Annotated in this window: 25 protein-coding genes; 22 read left to right on the top strand and 3 right to left on the bottom strand. The window is 28.3% G+C overall.

Annotation, left to right across the window (positions count from 1 at the left end; all coding sequences use genetic code 11):
- Window positions 1–147 precede the first annotated feature (147 nt).
- Window positions 148–1,668, top strand: a complete 1,521-nt coding sequence (locus FVE75_RS05180) for an ABC transporter permease/substrate-binding protein (protein WP_147005542.1) — start codon at window positions 148–150, stop codon at window positions 1,666–1,668.
- A 144-nt stretch (window positions 1,669–1,812) separates the two neighbouring features.
- Here FVE75_RS05180 and FVE75_RS05185 read toward each other — a convergent pair whose 3' ends face one another.
- Window positions 1,813–2,313 carry a hypothetical protein gene (locus FVE75_RS05185; RefSeq protein WP_147005543.1) on the bottom strand — a complete coding sequence of 167 codons (501 nt, stop codon included), beginning with the start codon at window positions 2,311–2,313 and terminating at the stop codon, window positions 1,813–1,815.
- Window positions 2,314–2,540: 227 nt separating this feature from the next.
- Here FVE75_RS05185 and FVE75_RS05190 point away from each other — a divergent pair, with 227 nt between their 5' ends.
- The 13 genes from FVE75_RS05190 (at window position 2,541) to FVE75_RS11350 (ending at window position 12,867) form a co-directional block, all read left to right on the top strand.
- On the top strand, window positions 2,541–2,948 hold the full coding sequence (locus FVE75_RS05190; RefSeq protein ID WP_147005544.1) for a YkvA family protein: 408 nt from the start codon (window positions 2,541–2,543) through the stop codon (window positions 2,946–2,948).
- A 12-nt stretch (window positions 2,949–2,960) separates the two neighbouring features.
- Window positions 2,961–3,281, top strand: coding sequence for a hypothetical protein (locus FVE75_RS11340; protein WP_232052650.1), 321 nt, complete (start codon window positions 2,961–2,963; stop codon window positions 3,279–3,281).
- Between the two features lie 59 nt (window positions 3,282–3,340).
- The gene (locus tag FVE75_RS11345) at window positions 3,341–3,865 is read left to right on the top strand and encodes a YlmH/Sll1252 family protein (protein ID WP_232052651.1); all 525 of its coding nucleotides are present in this window, start codon (window positions 3,341–3,343) and stop codon (window positions 3,863–3,865) included.
- A gap of 72 nt (window positions 3,866–3,937) precedes the next feature.
- On the top strand, window positions 3,938–4,120 hold the full coding sequence (locus FVE75_RS05200) for a hypothetical protein (protein WP_147005545.1): 183 nt from the start codon (window positions 3,938–3,940) through the stop codon (window positions 4,118–4,120).
- An 86-nt stretch (window positions 4,121–4,206) separates the two neighbouring features.
- Window positions 4,207–5,001, top strand: a complete 795-nt coding sequence (locus tag FVE75_RS05205; RefSeq protein WP_147005546.1) for a M48 family metallopeptidase — start codon at window positions 4,207–4,209, stop codon at window positions 4,999–5,001.
- A 76-nt stretch (window positions 5,002–5,077) separates the two neighbouring features.
- The gene (gene dusA / locus FVE75_RS05210; RefSeq protein WP_147005547.1) at window positions 5,078–6,076 is read left to right on the top strand and encodes a tRNA dihydrouridine(20/20a) synthase DusA; all 999 of its coding nucleotides are present in this window, start codon (window positions 5,078–5,080) and stop codon (window positions 6,074–6,076) included.
- Window positions 6,077–6,324: 248 nt separating this feature from the next.
- On the top strand, window positions 6,325–7,089 hold the full coding sequence (locus FVE75_RS05215; RefSeq protein ID WP_147005548.1) for a formate/nitrite transporter family protein: 765 nt from the start codon (window positions 6,325–6,327) through the stop codon (window positions 7,087–7,089).
- A 58-nt stretch (window positions 7,090–7,147) separates the two neighbouring features.
- A complete protein-coding gene (locus tag FVE75_RS05220) occupies window positions 7,148–8,308 on the top strand; it encodes a 4Fe-4S dicluster domain-containing protein (RefSeq protein WP_147005549.1) in 1,161 nt (386 codons plus the stop codon).
- The gene (asrB, locus tag FVE75_RS05225) at window positions 8,305–9,183 is read left to right on the top strand and encodes an anaerobic sulfite reductase subunit AsrB (RefSeq protein ID WP_147005550.1); all 879 of its coding nucleotides are present in this window, start codon (window positions 8,305–8,307) and stop codon (window positions 9,181–9,183) included. Before FVE75_RS05220 ends, asrB begins: the two co-directional genes overlap by 4 nt.
- A 40-nt stretch (window positions 9,184–9,223) precedes the next feature.
- On the top strand, window positions 9,224–10,198 hold the full coding sequence (asrC, locus tag FVE75_RS05230; RefSeq protein WP_039901675.1) for a sulfite reductase subunit C: 975 nt from the start codon (window positions 9,224–9,226) through the stop codon (window positions 10,196–10,198).
- A 349-nt stretch (window positions 10,199–10,547) separates the two neighbouring features.
- Entirely contained in the window at window positions 10,548–11,879 is a 1,332-nt protein-coding gene (locus tag FVE75_RS05235) for an FAD-dependent oxidoreductase (protein ID WP_147005551.1), read from the top strand.
- 25 nt (window positions 11,880–11,904) lie between these two features.
- Window positions 11,905–12,300, top strand: coding sequence for an OsmC family protein (locus FVE75_RS05240; protein WP_147005552.1), 396 nt, complete (start codon window positions 11,905–11,907; stop codon window positions 12,298–12,300).
- Between the two features lie 252 nt (window positions 12,301–12,552).
- The gene (locus FVE75_RS11350) at window positions 12,553–12,867 is read left to right on the top strand and encodes a hypothetical protein (protein WP_232052652.1); all 315 of its coding nucleotides are present in this window, start codon (window positions 12,553–12,555) and stop codon (window positions 12,865–12,867) included.
- Between the two features lie 99 nt (window positions 12,868–12,966).
- On the opposite strand, the gene FVE75_RS05250 is transcribed toward FVE75_RS11350, so the two are convergent.
- Window positions 12,967–13,335: a pheromone cAD1 o protein gene (locus FVE75_RS05250; protein WP_147005553.1), complete on the bottom strand. Its 369-nt coding sequence runs from the start codon at window positions 13,333–13,335 to the stop codon at window positions 12,967–12,969.
- 102 nt (window positions 13,336–13,437) lie between these two features.
- Window positions 13,438–14,346, bottom strand: coding sequence for a toxin-antitoxin system YwqK family antitoxin (locus FVE75_RS05255; protein WP_147005554.1), 909 nt, complete (start codon window positions 14,344–14,346; stop codon window positions 13,438–13,440).
- Window positions 14,347–14,600: 254 nt separating this feature from the next.
- On the opposite strand from FVE75_RS05255, the gene FVE75_RS05260 reads away from it, so the two are divergent.
- From FVE75_RS05260 to FVE75_RS05295, 8 genes are all read left to right on the top strand, one after another.
- Window positions 14,601–15,452 carry a hypothetical protein gene (locus FVE75_RS05260; protein ID WP_147005555.1) on the top strand — a complete coding sequence of 284 codons (852 nt, stop codon included), beginning with the start codon at window positions 14,601–14,603 and terminating at the stop codon, window positions 15,450–15,452.
- A 31-nt stretch (window positions 15,453–15,483) separates the two neighbouring features.
- A complete protein-coding gene (locus tag FVE75_RS05265; protein ID WP_147005556.1) occupies window positions 15,484–16,302 on the top strand; it encodes a hypothetical protein in 819 nt (272 codons plus the stop codon).
- Between the two features lie 33 nt (window positions 16,303–16,335).
- Window positions 16,336–17,238: a hypothetical protein gene (locus FVE75_RS05270; RefSeq protein ID WP_147005557.1), complete on the top strand. Its 903-nt coding sequence runs from the start codon at window positions 16,336–16,338 to the stop codon at window positions 17,236–17,238.
- Between the two features lie 23 nt (window positions 17,239–17,261).
- Entirely contained in the window at window positions 17,262–18,155 is an 894-nt protein-coding gene (locus FVE75_RS05275; RefSeq protein WP_147005558.1) for a PEX28-32 family peroxisomal membrane protein, read from the top strand.
- A gap of 18 nt (window positions 18,156–18,173) precedes the next feature.
- The gene (locus tag FVE75_RS05280; protein WP_147005559.1) at window positions 18,174–19,022 is read left to right on the top strand and encodes a hypothetical protein; all 849 of its coding nucleotides are present in this window, start codon (window positions 18,174–18,176) and stop codon (window positions 19,020–19,022) included.
- Between the two features lie 540 nt (window positions 19,023–19,562).
- On the top strand, window positions 19,563–21,404 hold the full coding sequence (locus FVE75_RS05285; protein WP_232052653.1) for a tetratricopeptide repeat protein: 1,842 nt from the start codon (window positions 19,563–19,565) through the stop codon (window positions 21,402–21,404).
- A 3-nt stretch (window positions 21,405–21,407) separates the two neighbouring features.
- Window positions 21,408–22,037: a hypothetical protein gene (locus FVE75_RS05290; RefSeq protein ID WP_147005560.1), complete on the top strand. Its 630-nt coding sequence runs from the start codon at window positions 21,408–21,410 to the stop codon at window positions 22,035–22,037.
- 41 nt (window positions 22,038–22,078) lie between these two features.
- Entirely contained in the window at window positions 22,079–23,047 is a 969-nt protein-coding gene (locus FVE75_RS05295) for an N-acetylmuramoyl-L-alanine amidase (RefSeq protein WP_147005561.1), read from the top strand.
- The last annotated feature ends 12 nt before the right edge of the window (window positions 23,048–23,059 follow it).

Below are 23,059 nucleotides of genomic sequence, written 5' to 3' on the forward strand. Positions count from 1 at the left end.
TTAAAATAATAATTTTTTTAAATTAAAAATAACAGTATAGGTTTTATAACAATTCATAAACCAAAAACAACATAGATTTTGAATTTTTTAGATACTCCCTGATTTAACTTTAAATGAGAAAATTTTAGAAATAAAAGGAGAAAAATAATGAATAATAACTTTTTTCAAGTATTTTATGAGCGTAAAGAGGAGTTTTTCAAGGCTATTATTGAGCATATGCAGATTTCATTTTATGCACTTGTAATTGCTTTAATTATTGCAATTCCGCTTGGAATTTATTTGACATATAAGAAGAAAATAGCAGAAATAATTATCGGACTTACAGCAATAATGCAAACTATACCTTCACTAGCATTACTTGGATTATTGATTCCAATTATGGGAATTGGTAGAAAACCAGCAATTACAGCACTTGTAATTTATGCCTTGCTTCCAATTTTACGAAACACATATACAGGAATAAATGGGGTAGATCCAGTATATATGGTAGCTTCAAGGGCTATGGGAATGAATAAGGCACAGCAGCTTTTTAAAATTCAATTGCCACTTGCAATGCCTGTAATTATGGCAGGAATCCGTACAGCAACAGTGCTTATCATTGGAACGGCGACACTTGCTTCGTTAATTGGTGCAGGAGGGCTTGGAAAACTGATTCTGCTTGGACTTGATAGAAACAATATGAACTTAATTTTGCTTGGAGCAATTCCGTCAGCATTGTTAGCAATTTTATTTGATTTTGTGCTTAAAAAACTGGAAAATAAAAATTGGAAAGTAATTGTAATTTCATTTATAAGTCTATTTATAATATTTTTTGCTGGAAATTCAGTAATGAATAAGCAAAGCAAAAAAGATAAAATTGTAATTTCGGGGAAATTGGGAACAGAGCCTGAAATATTGATAAATATGTATAAACTTCTGATTGAAGCGGAAATGAACGTGGATGTGGAACTAAAAGCAGGATTTGGAAATACATCATTTAACTTTAATGCCTTGAAATCAGGAGATGTTGATATTTATCCTGAATTTACAGGAACTGTAGTATTCACATTCCTTAACGAAACGCCAGTAAGCAATATAAAAGAGCAAGTTTATGAGCAGGCTAGAAATGGAATCTTGAAAAAATACGACATGGTACTATTGAAGCCGATGGCATACAATAATACTTATGCAGTTGGAGTGACACAAAAATTTGCAAGTGAAAATAATCTTACAAAAATATCGGATTTGGCACGAGTAAAAGATAAAGCAAAAGTTGGTTTCACAAGAGAATTCGTTGACAGGGAAGACGGATACAAAGGAATGAAGAAATTATATAGCTTCGAATTTTCAAGTGTGAAGGAATTTGAGCCAAAACTACGTTATGTAGCAGTACAAAGTGGAGATATAAATGTGATTGACGCTTATTCTACGGATAGTGAACTAGAGCAGTATCATATGACTGTGCTTGAAGATGATAAAAATTTATTTCCGCCATATCAAGGGGCACCTTTAATGCGAAGCGAAACTCTGAAAAAATATCCAAAATTAGAGCAAATTTTGAATAAATTACATAATAAAGTCACAGATGACGAAATGCGTAAAATGAACTTTGAAGTGGGAGTCAATGGAAAAAAGGCTTATGATGTGGCAAAGGAATATTTGATTAAAAATGGAATGATAAAAAAATAAAAACAAAAAATGACAGTATATCAATTTTTATCACTGTCATTTTTTTCTTAAATAGTGAATATGGAGAGAGTATTATAAAATTCACTATTCAAGATATGAATTATTAAAAATATATTTGTTAGCATTATTATTAGTATGACTATTTTATTGGTTTAAAGGCATGTTATTAGGTTTAGACCTTCTAGGTTTGTGATTTAACATTTCTATTAGTTTGTTTGCCTCATCTTTTGAGACTTTTCCGCTATTTAAAGATTTTGTAAGAGACTGAATTTCTGTGTCAGTTAATCTTTTTGGTGCGTCTTTTGGCCTGCATTTATCATTTGCTTTACTGTGTGGACCTTTTCTTTCCAGCATTTTTGCAATTTCTGCCCCTTCATCTTTTGTAATTTTTCCATTATTTAATTTGGTTTTCAATTCTTCGATTCTAGCTGAATCAGGTTTTTTTATAATATTTTCGCTTTCATCCACAAGATTTCCATTACTGTCTTTTTGCAGTCTGTGTGGTGGTTTGCATTCATCATTAGCCATGCTATTTGCAGTAGTAGTTCTGCTAGAATTATTTGTCGCAACAGTTGTTCCTGCGAATACTGATAATGAAGTTAATAAAGCGATTCCTAAAATTTTTTTCTTACCTATTTTTTTCATAGTAGTTCCTCCGTTTATTTATTTTTATTTTTTGCATCGTTCCTTATCGACAAGGATATAATATCAATAAATTTTGACAAAATTATGTAAAATTTGTGTCTTTTTTGTGAAGTTTTAAAATTTTTTTGAAAAAATATTCTACTTTGGTAATTTTAAGTTAATATAATTGAATTAAAAAGATTTTTTTAGTATAATTAAGAAGATTAAGTTTATGAAAGGGGAAAATTATGTTAAAAAGAGCAAAAAAATTGTATGAAAAATATAAAAAAACAAAAGTTACAGTAGAAGATTTGAAAAAGGCAGGAAAATTGAAAAATCATCTAGGGGCAGTTGCCACAAAATTTGGGCTTCTTGTTAGAATGCTGCAGGCAGGTAGAAGAGGAGAATTTAAGATTCCGGCGATGGATAAGGTAAAAATCATTGGAGCAATTGTTTATGTGATTTCAACAATTGATGCGGTGCCTGATATTTTACCCATTATTGGATTTGGCGATGATATTGGGATTGTAACTTATGTTATTTCAAAATTAGGGAATTTAATTTCTGAATATGAAAAATTTGAGATACAGAAGAAAAGAGAAGACAAAGATAGGAATGTAGATTGGGATAATCTAAGAGTTGTAAATGAAGATTAGAAATGGAGAAATATGAAAAAAGAAAATTTTTTGAAGCAGTTTCCGAAAGAAATGGAGTATCTGGCGAGTAAATTATATAATTCATATGAAATTGCACGAAACTATGAAATTATAAGTTTTACTGAGGAATTTTATACACCAAATTTTTGGAAGAAGCTTGGAAAAAAGATGGGCGGAGTGAATATTGCCTGTGATGGAGTTTTTAGTGATAGCGATAGACGGCAAATTGCGTTTGTACCTGAAATTTTTATAAATGGAAATGATAATTTTGAAAATTTTTGTAATGATATTGATAGGAATAGTGAAAATTTTGATATTGATGATGAAAAATAAAAAGTTATGGAGAATTTGAAGAAAATTTTAGTAAAAATAGTTTTGAATTTCCGAATAAATTGTTAAAAATATCGATAGATTCAAGATTCCGTGAATATTTACACAAAGATTTTTTGGGAAGCCTTATGGGTCTTAATATAAAAAGAGAACTTATGGGGGATTTGATTATTGAAAGTGAAAATAAACAGGTTTTGGGATACATTCCAGTTTCTGAAAAAATTGCAGATTACATTATTTCAGAATTAAAACAAATTGGAAAAGCGCCTTGTGAAATTGAAATTATTGAAACCAAAAATAAAAATAGTCTTCCAAAATACAAGTATGATGATAAGTTAGTAACTGTTCCATCAAAACGTCTAGATAGTATAGTTTCAACAATTACCAATTTATCCCGTACAAAAGTAATTGATCCGATTGAAAAAGGAAAAGTGCTGGTAGATTATGTGGAAGAAAAGGACAAGTCAAAAATGCTTGAGATTGGTAGTCTAATTACAGTAAGAGGATTTGGAAAGTATAAGTTATTTTTGGATAAAGGAGAAACAAAAAAGGGAAAAGAACGAATTCTTGTGAAAAAATATATTTAGAATTTTAAAATAAAAAAATAAACTTATTAATTTTAATTTAAATATTTTAAATTAAAGAAAGAAGGTAGAAAAATGAGAGATGTTACGCCAAAAAGCAATTTTGAAATACTTATAAGATGTCTGGTAATAGCGGTTGGAATAGTGGCAGTAATTGCTTTTCTAAAATTGGCATTTTCGGTATTTTTATCAGTTGCAGGTTGGATAATTCCGATTGCATTAATATTATTTTTGTATGAAAAATTCAAGGAAAAATAATATGCTTTAAAAAATAATATTGAAAATTGTAAAAAAAAATTGTAAAATTAAACAAATATATCTAAAAAAGGAAAAGGAGTTTAAAAATGAAAAAATATTCAAAAATCTTATTTTTAATAACATCAGTAACTATGATTTCAAGCTGTACAGTGGCACCTCTTACAGGGAGAAGACAATTAAAACTGGTGAGTGATGAAAGTGTTGCCTCAAGTTCAGTTTCTGCTTATAGGCAGCTTATTCAGCAGGCTAGTGCTAAAGGACTGATTGCAAATGATACAGCTGATGGGCAAAGATTGAGAAGAATTGGTGGAAGAATTTCGACAGCAGTTGAGCAATATTTAAATGAAAATGGATTATCAAAGAAGTTAGGAAATTTACAATGGGAGTTTAATTTAATAAAAACTAACGAAATAAATGCGTTTGCAATGCCAGGTGGGAAAATAGCCTTTTATACTGGAATAATGCCAGTTCTTAATAGTGACGCAGGAGTCGCATTTGTAATGGGGCATGAAATTGGACATGTTATCGGAGGACACCATGCGGAAGCTTCAAGTAACAAGGCACTTGCAGGAATTGCTGCGACTGTAACAGATGCTGTAACAGGAGGAAATGCTGTATCTTCTCTTGTTTCAAGCGGACTATCCATTACACTTCTGAAATTTAATAGAACACAGGAATATGAAGCGGATAAATATGGAATGATATTTATGGCAATGGCTGGATATAATCCATCTGAAGCAATTACGGCACTTGAGAGAATGAATTCAATAGGTTCAGGAAAAGGAGCTGAAATTCTATCAACACATCCATCTGGAAAAAATAGAATTGAAGCAGCTAGAAAATTCTTACCTGAAGCAATGAAATATTATAAAGCAAGATAAATTGATGATATAAATTACCATATTTTTTATTCCTGTATTGAATAAAATTTTGATAGGAAAAATAATCAAAAAAAGTATGAAAGGAAATGTTGTGAATAATAAGATAAGTATCGCTCCGATGGTAGACAGAACGGATAGAAATTTTAGAAATTTTGTAAGAATGATAAATAAAGACGTTTTACTGTATACAGAGATGATAACGGCACAGGCTATTCTTAATGGAGATTTAGACTATATTCTGGGATTTGATGAAGTGGAGCATCCAATTGTTCTGCAAATTGCAGCAACAAATCCAGAAGAAGCATATAAAGCTGTAAAAATTGCTGAGAAGTACAATTATGATGAGATTAATCTAAATGTCGGGTGTCCATCAGACAGAGTGTCTGGAAATATGATGGGCGCTTATCTTATGGCATTTCCAAAAAAAGTGGCAAATATAGTGAAAGCAATGAAGGAAGCAACAGGTAAGCCAATTTCGATAAAGCATAGAATAGGGATTGATGGAAAAAATATATTGCCATCTTCTTTCGAACGAACACTATTAGACAAATACGAAGACATGGTAAATTTTATTAATACTAATAAAGAAACAGGGGTAAATAAATATATTATCCATGCACGGATAGCAATACTTGCAGGACTTGATCCGAAGCAGAACAGAAGTATTCCCCCTCTTAGATATGATGAAGTTTACCGTGTAAAAAAAGAATATCCTGATTTGCATATAGAAATTAATGGTGGAATTAAAAGTGTTAAGGAAATTGATGAACATTTGAATTATGTTGATTCTGTAATGCTAGGACGTGAAATTTATGATAATCCTATGATTTTGACTGAATTTGGAAAATATTACGGGAAAGACATAAATATTACTCGTAAAGAAATCATAGAAAAAATGATTTATTATGTTGAAAATATGGAAAGACAGCAATTGCGTCCACATTTATTCCTTATGCACACGCATGGGTTGTTTCATAACATACGAGGCAGTAAAGCTTGGAAAAGGGCTATTAATGAGCCAAAATCAGATTCTGAAACATTAAGGGAGTTACTCGAAAAAATTGAAAATTTTTAAATAAACGGAAATTTAGTATTAATAAAAAAATTGTTGTTTTAAATACAGCAATTTTTTTTTACAAATTATTTTTGATTAGTCAATCAAAATATTATATTTACGAATATAAAAAAAATATTTTTTATAGTGGACTTTTTCACTTTTTTATGTGATAATTTAGTACACAAACAAGAAATTTTTCACAAGATAAAAATAGAAAATTGTTAGGAAGGAGAATGTAATAAAATTAATTTTGTTGCTATAAGAAAATGAGAAATAATAAAACTTTGGAAAAAGTCTCAAATGCTGCAAAGGATAAGGTTAGATTTTTAAAAGAGCATAGCGGGAAATATTTTTTATCTGCATTTTTGGCTGGAATGTTTATTGGAATTGGAATTTTATTGACATTTACGGTTGGTGGAGTTAGCAGCGGCTTACCAACTAACAAAATTCTTATGGGAATTAGTTTTGGAATAGCGCTTAGCCTTGTAGTTGTATTTGGAACAGAACTTTTTACAGGGAATAATATGATAGGGGTAGCAGGGCTTCTGAACAAGGGTATATGCTTTAAAGATATGATTTTTATGTGGATAGCATCTTATCTTGGAAATATTGTAGGATCAATTCTGCTTGCAATAGTATACGTATTTTCAAATTCTGCTTCAAAACCTGTTGTAGAATTTATTGTGAAAGTTTCAAAGGCAAAGATTACTGCATTGCCTCACGAACTGTTTTTTAAAGGAATTTTATGTAATATTCTTGTGTGTCTTGCGGTTCTGGCTGGAATAAAGTTAAAAGAGGAAACTGCTAAGCTAATAATGGTATTCTGGTGTTTATTTGCATTTATAACTGCTGGATTTGAGCACAGTGTTGCTAATATGACTCTTTTAATGATGGGAATAATATACAATGGAGCAAAAGAAATAACATTAAATGGTTATTTTTATAATTTATTATTTGTAACATTGGGGAATATTGTTGGTGGAGCATTTGTTGGTTTTGCTTGCTATTATTTAGCAAAAAAGGATAAATAATAATTTAAATAAAAAATAATTTTTAAATGGAGAGATAAAGTAAAATTTAGGAGGGAAAATGAAAATCAGTTTAAATCGTGAAAATTTTAATCTGGCACTTGAAAAGCTGAAAAAAGAATACAAGATATATGCTCCAATTGAGATACCATTTCGTGGTACATTTTCAGATACTTCTGTAATCAGATATTCTGAAATTGAAAAAATTGATGAAATATGTTTTGACAAAAAATCTCATTTTTCAGCAAAAGAAATAATGTTGCCAATAACACAAACAATGTTTTATTTTACAGAAGAAGGATGCAAGATGCCCAAAGAACAGGAACAAAAATATCTTATATTTCTTAGAAGCTGTGATTTACATGGTGTCAAAAGAGTTGATGATATTTACTTGAATAATAAATTTTTGGATATTTACTACAAGAGGGTTAGAGATAAAGTTAAATTTGTAGTGTTTGGATGTCCAAATTCATTTGAGAACTGTTTTTGTGTAGATATGGGAACTAACAAGACTGATGAATATAATATTGGAATAAAAGTTACAGAAGAGGAAATATTTGCTGATATAAAAGATGATGAGCTGAAGGTTTATTTTAAAGAACTTATCGCTGAGAAAAACAATGGAAGTAATGATGAACATAAAATAAATGAAATGTACTTGGATGTAAAAGATGAAAAAATGAAAAAATATCTTGAAGAAATAATTGCTGAAAATAATAGCAATAAAATAAAGGAAAATGTTGAATTTGAAATGGAATTTGTAGAAGATAATGAAATTCATGTGGATATTCCTGACAATATTGAGCTTGAAGATATAATAAATTTGGATTTATGGCGTGAATACGACAGCCGTTGCATAGCCTGCGGAAAATGTAATTTTGTTTGTCCAACTTGTACCTGCACGACTACACAAGATGTTTTTTACAGCGAAAATGAAAACAATGGAGAAAGAAGACGTGTGTGGGCTTCATGTCATGTGAACGGCTTTACGGATATGGCTGGAGGTCATTCATTCAGACAAAGACATGGAGATAGAATGAGATTTAAGGTAATGCACAAAATATCTGATTTTAAAAAGAGATTTGGATATCAGATGTGTACAGGGTGTGGAAGATGTGATGATGCATGTCCTGAATATATTTCATTCTCAAATTGCATAAACAAGTTAAGTGCCGAACTAAAAAGAATTTCGGCTGAAAAAAGAGGTGAAGAATCAGAATGAGTACAATTAACACATTAAATACAATAAATATGGATGAACAAGCTATAATGGACATGAATGTATATTTGCCGACTGTTCATAAACTTTTGTTCATCGAGAAAGTTACCGAACTGGAATGGCTGTTTCGGGTGGAATATAAAAAGGGAAATGTAGAAGCTGGACAGTTTATGCAGGTTTCATTACCAGGAGTTGGAGAAGCCCCTATTTCTATTGCGAATTTTGACTTGGAGGAAGGTTATCTTGATTTTCTGATTAGAAAAGTTGGAAAAGTTACAGACAAAATTTTTGAACTGAAAGCAGGAGATAGAATTTTTTTGAGAGGACCTTATGGACACGGCTTTCCAATTGAACAATACAAAAATAAGCATATTGTAATGGTTGTTGGAGGAAGTGGAATTGCTCCAGTTCGCCCAATTATCGAATATTTTACAAAGCATCCTGATGAAATGAAGTCCTTTAAAATCATTGTTGGATATAAAAATTATGAAAGTGTTATTTTTGAAGAGGAATTTTCACGTTGGAGAGAAAATATTGAAATACTTGTAACATTGGATAATGTAGAAACAGCAAGAAATATTGGAAAGACAGAAGACGAAATTCATGAAGGAATGGTTACCAAATATATTCCTGATTTAAAAATTCCTGAAAATATGGATGAAGTTGAATACATTGTTGTAGGCCCTCCAGTAATGATGCATTTCTCTTGTCTTGAAATCCTAAAAACAGGTATTCCAACTGAAAAAATATGGGTTTCCTTTGAAAGAAAGATGTCCTGTGCCGTTGGGAAATGCGGGCATTGTAAAATTGATGAAACGTATATTTGTCTTGAGGGGCCAGTATTTAGATATGATTTTGCAAAAAAATTACTTGATTAAGAATGAATTTTAAGAAAAAACAAAAGAAGAGGTAAAAACAATGAGCATGGATATAAATAGAAAAATTGTTACCAAAAACGCATTCAGGGTAACAAAGGATAGATCTAAAACCGCATTGCGTGTGAGAGTGCCAGGAGGAGCAATTACTGGGGAAATAATGGAAATGGTTGCAAAAATAGCTAATACTTATGGAGATGGAAATGTTCATATTACAACTCGTCAAGGTTTTGAAGTGTTAGGAATTTCTTGGAATGATATTGAAAAAGTAAACAAGATGGTGCAGCCAATTATGGAAAAACTGGAAATTAATTATAAGGATAAGGATAAAGGATATGCTGCAGCTGGTACGAGAAATATTGCCGCTTGTATTGGAAACAAAGTGTGTCCAAAAGCTGCCTATAATACGACAGAATTTGCAAAAAAAATCGAAAAAGCAATATTCCCACATGATTTTCACTTTAAAGTAGCATTAACAGGTTGTCCAAATGATTGTCAAAAAGTTAGGATGCATGATTTTGGAATAATTGGAATGGCAAAACCTGAACTTGACGAATCTAAATGTGTTTCCTGCGGAATGTGTGAAAGAAAGTGTAAAAAGCTTTCAACAGGAGCAATTTCATATAAAAACTATAAACCTGTAAGAGATCACCAAAGATGTATTGGTTGTGGAGAATGTGTACTGAACTGCCCAACAGGAGCATGGACAAGATCTCCTAAAAAGTATTATAAACTTGCAATAATGGGAAGAAGTGGAAAACAAAATCCAAGATTGGCAGAAGACTGGTTATTCTGGGCAGATGAGGAATCAATAATAAAAATAATAAAAAATACTTACGAATATGTTGATAAATACATCGATAGAAGTCTTCCAAAAGAACATATTGGTTACATTGTTGACAGAACAGGTTTTGAAGAATTTAAAAAATGGGCATTAAAAGATGTTAATCTTCCAGAAGAAGCTGTAATTGTAAATAATGTGTACTGGAAAGGTATAAAATATCAAGGAATATTGTAAAAAATATTTTAAATTCGATATACTTTAGATTTACAGTATAAATATAAATTATATGACTAAAATTGTAATTAAATACAAACTGCTTTTGATTAATTATAAATTTGTAGTAGATTTTTAATAGTAAATTACATTTGTAAAATGGGGTGTTTTGGAAAATAAATTCTGAAACATCCTTTTTTGCTTATAACAGTTTATTTAAATATAAATTTGTAAAAATTTCAAAACACTATTGATTTTTTTTTAAAATGTAGTATAATTAAATAGATTGAGAAAAAAATAATTTGAATTAGTGATTATTATAAATTTATTTAAAAATTAAAATATGAATATTATGAAGGAGAGGAAATAGATGAAAGTAGTTGTAATTGGATGTACACACGCTGGTACAGCGGCAATTTTAAATTTAAGAAAGACAAATCCTGATGCGGAGATAACAGTATTTGAAAGAAATGACAATATTTCATTCTTGTCTTGCGGGATTGCTTTATATGTAGGAGGAGTTGTAAAAGATCCCCAAGGGCTGTTTTACTGTTCACCTGAAAAATTAAGAGAATTAAACGTTGACACTAGAATGAGACATGAAGTGAAGAATGTCGATATTGAAGGTAAAAAAATAAGAGTTGTGAATTTGGAAACTGGAATTGAATTTAATGAAACTTTTGACAAATTAATCATTACATCTGGTTCTTGGCCTATTATTCCACCAATCGAAGGAATTGATTTAAATAATATCTTGCTTTGTAAAAATTACAATCATTCAAATGAAATTATTGAAAGAGCAAAACATTCACAAAAAATTATTGTTGTTGGAGCAGGATACATTGGAGTGGAACTTGTTGAAGCATTTAGGGATAATGGAAAAGAAGTTGTGCTAGTAGATGCAGAAGAAAGAGTTTTGAGCAAATATTTTGACAAGGAATTTACAGATGTTGCCGAAGAATCGTTTAAACATAGAGGAATTGTAATTGCAACTGGAGAAAAAGTTGTTAAATTTGAAGGAAGCAATGGAAATGTAACAAAAGTAATTACTGATAAAAATGAATATGAAGCTGATATGGTAATTATGTGCGTTGGATTCCTGCCAAGCACTTCATTGTTTAAAGGACAGCTTGAAATGCTTCCAAATGGAGCGATTAAAGTTGACGAATATATGAGAACAAGTAATAAAGATGTTATGGCTGCAGGAGACTGCTGTTCAGTATTCTATAATCCGCTACAAAGAGAAAGATATATTCCGCTTGCAACTAATGCTGTAAGAATGGGAACATTAGCAGCTATAAACTTGCTTGAAAATAAAGTTAGACATCTTGGGACACAGGGTACTTCAGGAATTAAAATTTACGAAAACAATATGGCTGCAACTGGATTAACAGAGGAAATTGCAAAACAGGAAGGAGTAGAGGTTGAAAGCGTAATTGCAGTTGACAACTATCGTCCTGAATTTATGCCAACTTATGAAAAAGTAACATTAAAAGTGGTATTTGAAAAAAATAGCAGAAGAATTTTAGGAGCACAGTTAACTTCTAAAATTGATTTAACACAATCAATTAATACATTGTCAGTATGCATTCAAAATAAAATGACTGTAGAAGAATTGGCATTTGTAGACTTCTTCTTCCAGCCTCACTATAACAAGCCTTGGAACTTCTTGAATTTAGCAGGATTAAATGCTTTAAAATAGAATTTAAGATAATTGAAGGATAAAAATGGATAAAATGATAGTAAAATACGACAAAAATTTCAGAATGAAAATAGAAAATAACAGAAATAGCGAGATTATTTTGACAGACCGTAATGGCGAAATGCTTTCTCCGTCAGAACTTCTCGCTGCATCTGTAGCTTCATGTGCTATGACAGTTTTATCAATAAAATTAGAGTCTAATAACCAGAATTTTCAAAATTGCTATGCAGAAGTTGCGAAAAAAGTCGATTTAACAACTTTTAAAGTTACAGAAATCAATATTGCATTTCATCTAAAAAAGGAATACAGTCAGGAAGTAAGAGAAAAAGCTGAAAAATCAGTAGAAGAAATGTGTGTAGTTGGCAGAAGTTTAAGTAAAGATGTGAAACAAAACTATTCATTTATTTATGATGTGGAATAGTTAAAACTGCATTTAGGTGAGAAAAATGATATACGATATATTAGATTTTTAGAAGAGTTATTTTGGAAAGTAAGAGCTTACTACAGGAAAAGAAAAAGTATAGTTATAAGTATTTTTATTTTTATAATTTCAATTTATGCAGGAAGTTTAATTTATTTTCTAAAAGATGAGAGAATTAGGCTTGTAAAAGAAAATCGAAAATATAATTTCTGGTTTGTTCAGGATTTTGATTTCAAAAGAAAACTTTACGCAATGAATTATGGATTTTCACTTAATGAGACAGTTAGGCTATATCGTTTTAACTTTAAAAGACATTTAATCGGATGGAAATGGAAAATAGGCAGTAAAGATGTATTTTATATTTTTATATTGCCATATAATAGAAAATACTTTTATGTTCCAGAAAGACAGATATTGTATTTGAAAAAAGTTGATTATTCAAAAGAATTTGAAAAAGAAGCTATAGATTATAAAAATATTGGAAAATTTCTTGAAGTAAAATTAGTGGAAGATGAAAAAGACAGAAAAATACGGAAATTTTTAAAATTTTTAGAAGAAAATAATTAAGAAAAAAGGAGTAGTCTCACAGATTAATGAGGATAACTCCTTTTTTGTTATATTAGCTTTTTAATTTTGAAAAATTAAGATTCTAATTGTAAATATTTACTACATTTTAAAATTTCCAGTTTCACCATTATTGGCTTTATTAATTAAAAAGTTTGACATTTCTTTAAATTCTGATACTGCTTTTGCATCTTTTCCTGTTACAGAACTTACATTTTGAGAATTTATAAGATTTCTTGAAATTTCAAAAGCTACATCTCTAAAAGAATTTTGGCTCATTGAAAACAATTCACCTCTTTGATTTTTTCTGTCGTATTGGGCACCGATTATTTTTCCATCCTTAACTGTTATTTTTACGAATGAAGTCCAGTTACCGTCATATCTTTTTTCAACAGAATAAATACCATTTTTTAATGCTGAAAATCCTAAAATATTTACAAAAAGCATTAAAGCGAATAATAGTTTTTTCATAATTAACACCACTTTTCTAAGTAAATTTTTTTCTTTTATTCTCCTTTAAAACACCTGTTACATAAATATTATACCTTTAAAATCAAAATAAATCAAGTCTTTTTAATAAAATCCTTGTGTATCAGTTAAATATCCATCTTTATTATAGAAATTCCAGTTTCCATAAGCCTTGTAATTTCTTAAAGAACCTTGAACCTTGATTTTTCCGTTGTCGTAATACTGCGTGAAATTTCCATTTCCATTTACAAGTTTCATTTCACGTTCTTTTGATCCATTTCTTGAATATCCAAGAATCTCTGTAATTATACCATTTTGATAATTCTCAATTAATTTTTTCTTACCATTATCATAGTTCCAAGTCCATTGTCCATTTCTAAAATTACGCGAGTAATTTCCGTTTGAACGAACAGTACCGTTAGAATAATATGATTTTGCTTCACCGTTTAATTGTCCGTTTACGTAATTATTTTCGTTTGTAACAATTCCGTTTGAAATTTTTATCTCTTTTCCATTTTTAGTATTATTCACATATTCAAGAGATGATGTTAAACGTCCAAATTCATCAAAGTCAAAACTGTTTCCGTTTAACATACCATTTTTGTAATTCCGTATAGTTTTAGAATTTCCATTTCCATAAAAGTCAATATCTTCACCTTCTCTTATACCATTTGTATAATTTACAACTTTTTGTAAATTTCCATTTTGATAATACATGAACATAGGCCCGTTTAATGTACCATTTTGATAATTTCTAACAACTTGAGCATTTCCAATTTCGCCAAATTCAACATAAATTCCAGTAAATGGCTGTCCACTTTCTTTTACAGTCGCAATGTTTCCAGAAATAGCGACATCAGCAACAGTGCTATATGGCGAACTTAACGCATGTGAAGACTGAGCAGAATATTCACTGCTTCTTTTTGCAGAAACGTTTGGAATTGCAGCTGCTAATGAAGTTAGAGATATACATGAAAATAGAATGATTGTTGATTTTTTTAATGATTTTAACATAATAATTTTTCCTCCTTTTTAAACTTTAAGCACTAATTTTATTATAACAAAAAATAATTATATTTTTCTTAGAGAAATAATTATTTTTTTTAGAAAATTCTAAATTATAATAGTGATATAAAAAATTAAGACAAATTAGAATTTTAGGGGAATACTTATAAATTTTAGAATAGTTTTACTGTAAAAAAAGTTTTTAAAAATAAATAAAGTATGCTATAATTTTTGATATAAAAATAGAAAAGAGAGGAGTCCTGATGGATTTTAATAAATTAAGAAATGATTTAAAAAACAGATATTTTTCTACATGGGAATATTTTAGCAATGGTTTTAATGCTTTGAAAGTGTTTTCAAAAAAACATCCAATACTGCTATTTTTTCATTTCCTGTTTTCATTTTTTCTTGGAGTTGTTGTAATATTTCAAGGGGCAGAAATAATGGTGGTAATGGATAAAATTGTAAAAAAATATGGAAGTGCAAAAATTAATTCTAATGAGTTTGTAAAAAGTAAAGAATTTAATGAGCTAACGTCTGAAGTGATGCTGTTTATATTATGCTTTATTATAGTCTATTTAATTATTCGATTTATTTCGGCTGTTATAAGAAAAAAAATGGGCTTGGAAGTTGAAGAGCGGGAAAATGAGTTTAGTATAGGTGAAACTATTGTAAAATTTTTAACTATAACATTTGTAAACATAGTATTACAAGTATTTTTGATAATATTGGGAATTATAATTACAGTATTTACAAGATCGACACTTTCATTTTTAATCTTATGGATTATTTTACAGCTAAATCTTTTATATTTCGAGGAGGCGTACTATCTAAGAAAAATAAATATAATCGAAGCATTCAAATATAACTTTTATATAAGCAAAGGGAACAGAATACGGATGCTGACTGTATTATTAACAATTTTTACTGTATTTGTAGGTATTAATTATTTTTTAGGCTGGTTATTTGAAGCTACAATAAAAAATCAGGTTACGCTAATGACTGTTAATGCTGTTTTTGGAGGAATAGCAGGACTTCTTTATACAGTTTTAGGAACAATGGTGAGTAACCTTGTTTATTTGAACTTAGAATATATAGATTTTAACAACAGTTAATATTATTTTTGATTGATTATGGAGGGGAAATATGGATTTTCAAAATTTGCAAGATGAATTGATAGAGAAAAAGTTAAATCTAACAGAATATTTAAAAAAATCAAAAGATGTCGTAAAAGTATTTTTAAAAGAAAATAAGCTATGGACAATATTTTTTATAATTGCAAACATTTGGATGCTGTTTTGCGCAGCATTTGAGAAAAAATTAACTTCAGAAAGTTATGTGAGACTGTATAATTCTTTTAGATATTTAATTTCAATGTTAAATACAGTCGCACCAGTTTACAGCAATTTATTTTATACGGCAGTGATTATGAAGATGGGATTTAAAATTGAGAATAGAGAAGATGAATTTACATTTAAGAAACTATTTCTCAAATTTTTGATGCTTACTTTAGTGTATTTTATAGTTAGTATGTTAGGTGGCTTTTTAATTCTTCCAGCCGCAATTATATTGCTGTATTCTAAAGCCAGTCTTGTAGGAATAGTAATAGCTGGAATCATAATAATCGCCATAATTGTCTTTGTGGTAATAATGTTTCTTTATTTTATACAAATTTACTGTATTCGAAAAATGATGATATTTGATGTGCTCCAGTATAATTTAGAAATATCTAAGGGAAATAGAATGAGAGCAATTATTCCGATTATTGTTTTTGTATTATTAAATGCTATCCTTAGAGTACCATTTTTTTTACGTCTTTTTGACAAGATACCACTAATTATAATTTTCCCGATATCTGCAATAGCTGGAATTATTTCAAGCTTTTTAGGAATATTTATATTAGTAATGGGAGTTATAATTTTTTTGAATGTAGAATACGATTACTTGGAAAAGCAGGGATTGTAATAAATCTAAAAAATAATAAAGGAGTAATTAAAAATGAAGATACAGAATTTACAAAATGAATTATCCAAAAGAAAATTGCAAATGGGAGAATATTTTAGAATAGCATTTGATGTTTTGAAAGTATTTGTGAAGGAAAATAAACTATGGACGATATTCTTTTTAGTTGCAAATATTTTTCTGTTATTTCTTAATAGTATTGTTATAAGAGCAATTTCAAATGACAATTTTTTGGTACTAATAATGATGTTTTTGATTGTAGTTTATATTGGATTGTTTTATGCAGTTCTGATTACAAAAGTTGCACAAAGAATTGAAAATACTAAAGAATACGATTTAAAAAATATAGTTACTAAATATTTGATTATATTTGGAATATGTACTGCAATTTTAGCTATTTTCTTTAGAATATTAATTGTTTTAGGCTGGGCTAATTTTATCCTTATATGGATGATTGGTTCAGGAGGGGGTATTAGTGATACAGCTGCAATAACAATACTGCTTGTAATAAAGGGAATTTTGATAATACCGTTAACGTTATTAATATTATTTCTTTTATCGAAAGTGGCATATTTTATTCAAGCATACTACATAAGAAATATGTCATTTTCTAAAGCATTTCAGTATAATTTACAAATATCTAAAAATAATAAGTTAAGAATTTTAACTCCTGTTATTATTCTTGCAATTTTAGATTTTATTGTAAAAATTCCATTTTTATCAGATTTATTTGGAATTTTAAATTATTTTTTGCTAATGCCTTTTACAATATTTTCACTAGAAATTTTTGAACTGCCATTATTTGTAGCATATCCGCTATCAGTAATCTTTGGTATCATTTCAAGTTTTTTACTTATCTTTATGATAACAATAGCAGTTATAGTATTTTTGAATGTGGAATATAATTATTTGAAAAAACAGGATAAAAATTTACAATAAATTTTGAAAGGAGAATTAAAATTATGGATTTTGAAAATTTACAAAGAGAATTATTTGATAAAAAATTAAAAATGGTAGAATATTTCAAAAAAACATTTGAAATTTTGAAAATATTTTTAAAAGAAAATAAATTATGTGCTAGTTTGCTTGCTATTGGAAATATATGGACATTTTTTTCTAATGCTACAGTGCAAAATATTCTTATAAAAATGCAAATTGCAGGTCAAGTTGAGGATAGGGAGGCTATTTTAGAAGCAGTTGTTTCAGCACTTTTGATATTTTCAGGTATTCTTTTGGTATCCCTTTGTTTAGGCTTATTGATAGGTGTAATTTATACAAAAGCAGCTTATAAAATTGAAGGTCGGGAAAATGAGTATAAATTTAGGAATGTATTTTTTAAATATTTAACATTTATTGGGATATATTTATTGTTTTGTATTGTAATTGGAGTCATAATAGCGATTATGATAGTGATGGTAATAATTTTTTCTTCAATTACAAAAAATTTTAATTCAAGATTTCTTGAATATATTATGCTTGGAATGTATTTTATAATAGTGATAGTTGTAGCTCTAAATATTCTTTATTTCATGCAAACTTTATATATAAGAAATATAAAAGTTTTAGAAGCTTTTAAATATAATTTGGCATTATCTAAAAAAAATAGATTGAGAATATTGATACCGACACTTATTATTACAGCGATAAATCTTGTGTTCGTATTGCCATTTTCAACTAAGTTATTTGTTTTTATGCCATCGTATGTTGTATTTCTAATTGCTGTAGTATGCGGATTTATTTCAAGTATATTAGGAATTGCAGGAATAATAATGAATACGGTAATATTTTTAAATGTGGAGTATGATTATTTGAAAAGACAGGCTGAAGAGAAAGAGAAATTAGAAAATTTTAATTAGAGAAAGGAAGATAGACTTATGGATTTAGAAAATGTAAGAAAAGAAATATTAGGGGTAAAACTTGATATTTCAGAATATTTTAGGGTAGCATTTAGTGTATTTAAGATACTTTTGAAAGAGAATAAACTATTGATGTTTTTTTCATTCTTAATTACATTGATTGGAGTAGTATCCGGCGTTATAGTAATTGGAGAACAAATTATTGGAGAAGCAGAAATATATGAATATTATGATATTGTAACTAAACTGATTCTTGCATTTATGAGTATTGTGTATTTAATTTTTAATATAGGATCACCTTTTTTTAAAGGATATTTTTTTAGAAAAGTAGCTTTTAAATTAGAAAATAATACAAATAATTTAAATTTAGGGAAACTTTACATAAAAGTTTTAAAATTATTAGGAGTAGTATTAGTTTTAAGCGTGATTTCTATATTTGCCGAAAAAATATCTTCATTTATAGGAAGCATTGTAACTATATGGGCTTTATTATATTTTTTTGAAGCATACTATATTCGTAATCTTGGGCTTAAAGACTCTGCTAATTATAGCTTGGAACTATCCAAAGGAAATAGATATAAAGTAATCGTACCTAATTTAATTGTAGGAATACCATCTTTAATTGGAATCGTATCAGCAGTATTTATTTTGAGCAATCAAAGAAATGGATTTATTATATTAGGATTTTTCTTTCTTTTTACAATTATTGCTGCTATTGTCATAGTATATATGGAAATTTTTAATATTGTAGTATTTTTGAATGTTGAAAATAACTATTTAAAAAACGAAGGAAAAGACAGCAAATATAATTTTAAAGATAAAGAAGAAATTGATTTGAGAAATAGTCAAATCTCTAATAATTTTTAGATGAAAATAATGAAAAATAAAAACTTTTTAATTGTGAGATTTTTAATAATCTCACTTTTTATTTTTATTATATACTCGAACCCACTTAAATTTGAACTGATAGAAATTATAGAATTTAGGGTTTGAATAAAATAGTCATAATTTTTGAGTTCTGTTTTAAACTAGTTTTACTGTAAAATTAAATCTGAAAGAGATTGTTTTTCTAACAAAATTTGAGCTTTACTTAATTTTTAAAGTTAGATTTAAAATATAATAAGTATCTTTTGGATTATTTTAAAATTGAATAGAAAAATTTTAAAAAATATAACAAAAATAAGTAAATTATGCTATACTATTACTGTGACAATTTTATAACTATAATAAAATAAGTTATAAAGATTACTTTTTAGATAGGAGGATGTATGGGGATTTTTAATTTTTTAAATCTTCTGATAAAAAAGAAATAAAAAGACAGTAAATCAAGAAGTTAATATAAATAATAACGTCAATAATCAGCAGATTAGAAGACCAATCTATGATATTGTAAATAATGAATCCGAAATGATTGAAAGTGGTAATTACTCAGATGACTTTAAAGATATTTCCTACTATGATGAGTTCGGAAAAGAATTTAAAATGCCCAAAAAAGACTGGATTGAAAAAAAATCATATCCAGCTATAAGGAAAAATTGGAGTAATATGGATGGATTATATCCAATAATTCAAGATGCATTTTCAAAAGGGGTTTATCCAGAGGTAAAAGAAGCAGTATTAAGATTTTATGCAACTGATGAAAATTTTGAGAGAAAACTGATTTTACTTGGAACTTATCATATAAAGACAGGATCATGCCAGAATGCTGTCGAACTATATGAAAAAAATCTAAATATCAATAATTTGACTGAAGGACTTTGTGTAGCCTATGCTGAAGCATTAGAGCTTTGTGGCAAGTCAGCTGAAGCAGAAAAAAAATATTATGAAGCAATTGAAATTAACCCAAATTCATCAATAGCATTTAAAAAATATTTTGATATTGTAAAAAATAGAAGTAATGAAGAATATGAGAACAAACTTGAAAAACTTTCTGAAATATCAGGAAATTGGCGTGCAAAAATGAAGCAGGCCATAGTTTACTTTAAAAAAGGTAATAAGGAAAGTGGAAATTATTTTTTGATAAATGCTTTGAAAGAATCTGGTTATAATGCTGAAGTAATGTATATTACATCAAGTATTTATATTTTAAATGAACTTTATGATGAGTTCAAGCAGTATGTACTGGCATATTATAACCCAGAAAAACACAATGCTTATACTGCTTTAAATGTTTTGAAATATTATAAAATAAAAGATATGTATAAGGAAGGACTGGAGCTTTGTAAATTTACATCTAAATTCCCTTGGATTGAACACTATAAAAAGTTTATGTATTATGAAGATTATTTTTGGAAATTAAAAATAAAGGCTGAAACTTGGAATACAGAAGAAAATACTGTAACTCACTTTTTTTCAACAAACAAGCCTATCTGGTATTATGAGTTTAATCATCCTGAATTTATGCTAAATCAAAGTAGACGTGTGAAGCCCAATATTCTTATTCTGACATTTACATCAATAGGTGAGAAATCAGAACTGGCTGAAAATTTAGCAGTTTCATTGCCTTTACATTTAAATGAAAATCTGCATTATAAAACAAATTTAAATTATCAGTTAGCAATTGCTTACAATAAAGAAAGTTTGTTTATATCTAAAAAACGATATAGTACAGATTATATGAAACTTATAAGAAAGCAGAATAATAATTTGAATTTTGTTTTGGCAGGAAATATTTTAAAAATGCCAAGTGTAGAAAAATATGAGATTGAAATATACCTTTATGACACATTTAATGAACAAAAATCTATTTTGATTAATAAAATTTATGATGGAAATAATATTTATAGTGTTCAAAATGATTTATTAAAAGCTGTCAGCACTTTCTTTGAAAGAGATTTTTCAATAAAATATGAAAAAAATTTGGATAATTTGATTTTATTTTCGCCTAAAATGAAATTCTTGATACAAAGCAAGGCTCACAAGGAGCATCAATCTTGGCGATATAAAAAACTGCTTTCAGATCAAATTGATGTAGTGCTTGAAGATAGAAACAATGATTTAAAGAAAATCAATTTATTAGCACTTTTATACGAAATAAAACAGACTAACAGTCAATTATTAAAATTTCAGAAACCTCTTATTTATAGTATGAATATTCATGGTATTTTTGAGACACAGACGTTAAAAATACTCGCACCAATTATATTTAAAATATATGATGATGATGTTAATTTTCAAGCAAATATAGAGGCTTTAAACATTACAGATTCAAATTATTTGAGCTGGATAAACAAATTTTCAGGAGAATAAATTATGTTTTTCTATTATAAAAAAGTAGTAGCAATAATAGTATCTTTTTTCTATATACTTGCAAATCACAGTTTTTATAATTCTGTTTTCAATGAATACACAAATGACAAGCTTTTTCAAATATCAACTTGGCTTGGTGTAATGGAAGTGATTTTTTGGATTATGCTATTTTATTCTGTTTTTTATCTAGAAAATAAAGATATTAAATTTGATGATAAAAAAGAAATAGCAGAAAAAGAAGTAAAAAAAGATATAAGAGATTTGATAATCTGTTTTTCAATATTCATAATAAGTTTAATTTGTGTAGATATTTCACGTGTAATCTTGCAAAGTTCGCCATATATTAATGATACAGTTTCAACTGTAAACTCTTATGTTTGGCTTGTTGGTGGAACGAGAGTCTTGTTTATTTTTTCATCAATAGTATTTGGTTTTATTGCTGCAAGCAGAAGAAATATATTTTTGATAATTGTATCAGTTATAAATTTTATAGTTTCTATAATGATATGGCTTGATTTTGACGGAAATGTTACTGCAATTATGAGAATTGTTATTGCTATTTTGGCTATTATTTATTACTTGCTTTTAAAAGATAATAATGATAGTCATTACAAAGAAAAGGTTACAAAATAAATTTGATTAAAATAATTTTTAAGCAGGAGGAGATAAGTAAAATGAAAAAAAATATAACAAAATTGTTATTTTTAGCATCAATACTATCTGTTGGAAATATTTTGAATGCACATAATCAAAATGTCTCAAAAGATGTTCAAAAGCCAATAGAAATAAAAGTTGATGATAATGGAAATGTGACAAAAAATCAATCTAACGGAAATGAGAATAATAAACCGAAAACGAATCCTACAAATGTTTCAAGAGGAGGAATTGACACAATTAAAAATACAGCAGGTTCAATAACAGTAGACTCTTCATATACTTCAACAGGTCAAAATTATAGACAAAGATTCATAATTTTGCATTATACTGCAATGAATAGAGATGGTTCTTTAAGAGCTTTGACAAACAATGAGGTAAGTGCTCATTATTTAATATCTGACCAAAAAAGTGATCCTGTATTTTATTTGGTAGATGAAAACAAAAGAGCATGGCATGCTGGAGTAAGTGAATGGAAAACAAGTAAAAATTTAAATGACAGTTCAGTTGGAATAGAAATTGTTAACAGTGGAAATGTAAGCGGAAGTTTTGAGCCATTTAAAGATTTTCAAATTAAGGAAGTAGCAGTGCTTGTAAAATATTTGGCGGATAAATATGAAATTCCTGCAACGAATATTTTAGGACATTCAGACATTGCCCCACAAAGAAAGCCTGATCCAGGTCCATTATTCCCTTGGGAAGAATTATACAAAAAATACAATATAGGAATGTGGTATGACAATGCAAGAAAATTAGCATACGAGTCTGAATATGCAGATACTTGGAATACTTTACCAGCATCGACAATACAGGCTGAATTTTCTAAATTTGGATATACAATTAGCTCTACTGGAAGATGGGATGAGCAGACAAAAAATGTAATAAAAGTTTTTCAGTATCATTTTAGACCGTCAAACTACGATGGAAAACTTGATTTAGAAACATTTGCAATTTTAAAAGCATTGAATGAGAGATATAATAATAAATAATCTAATTACATA

Source organism: Leptotrichia hongkongensis, from assembly GCF_007990635.1.
Classification (GTDB): Bacteria; Fusobacteriota; Fusobacteriia; order Fusobacteriales; family Leptotrichiaceae; genus Leptotrichia; species Leptotrichia hongkongensis.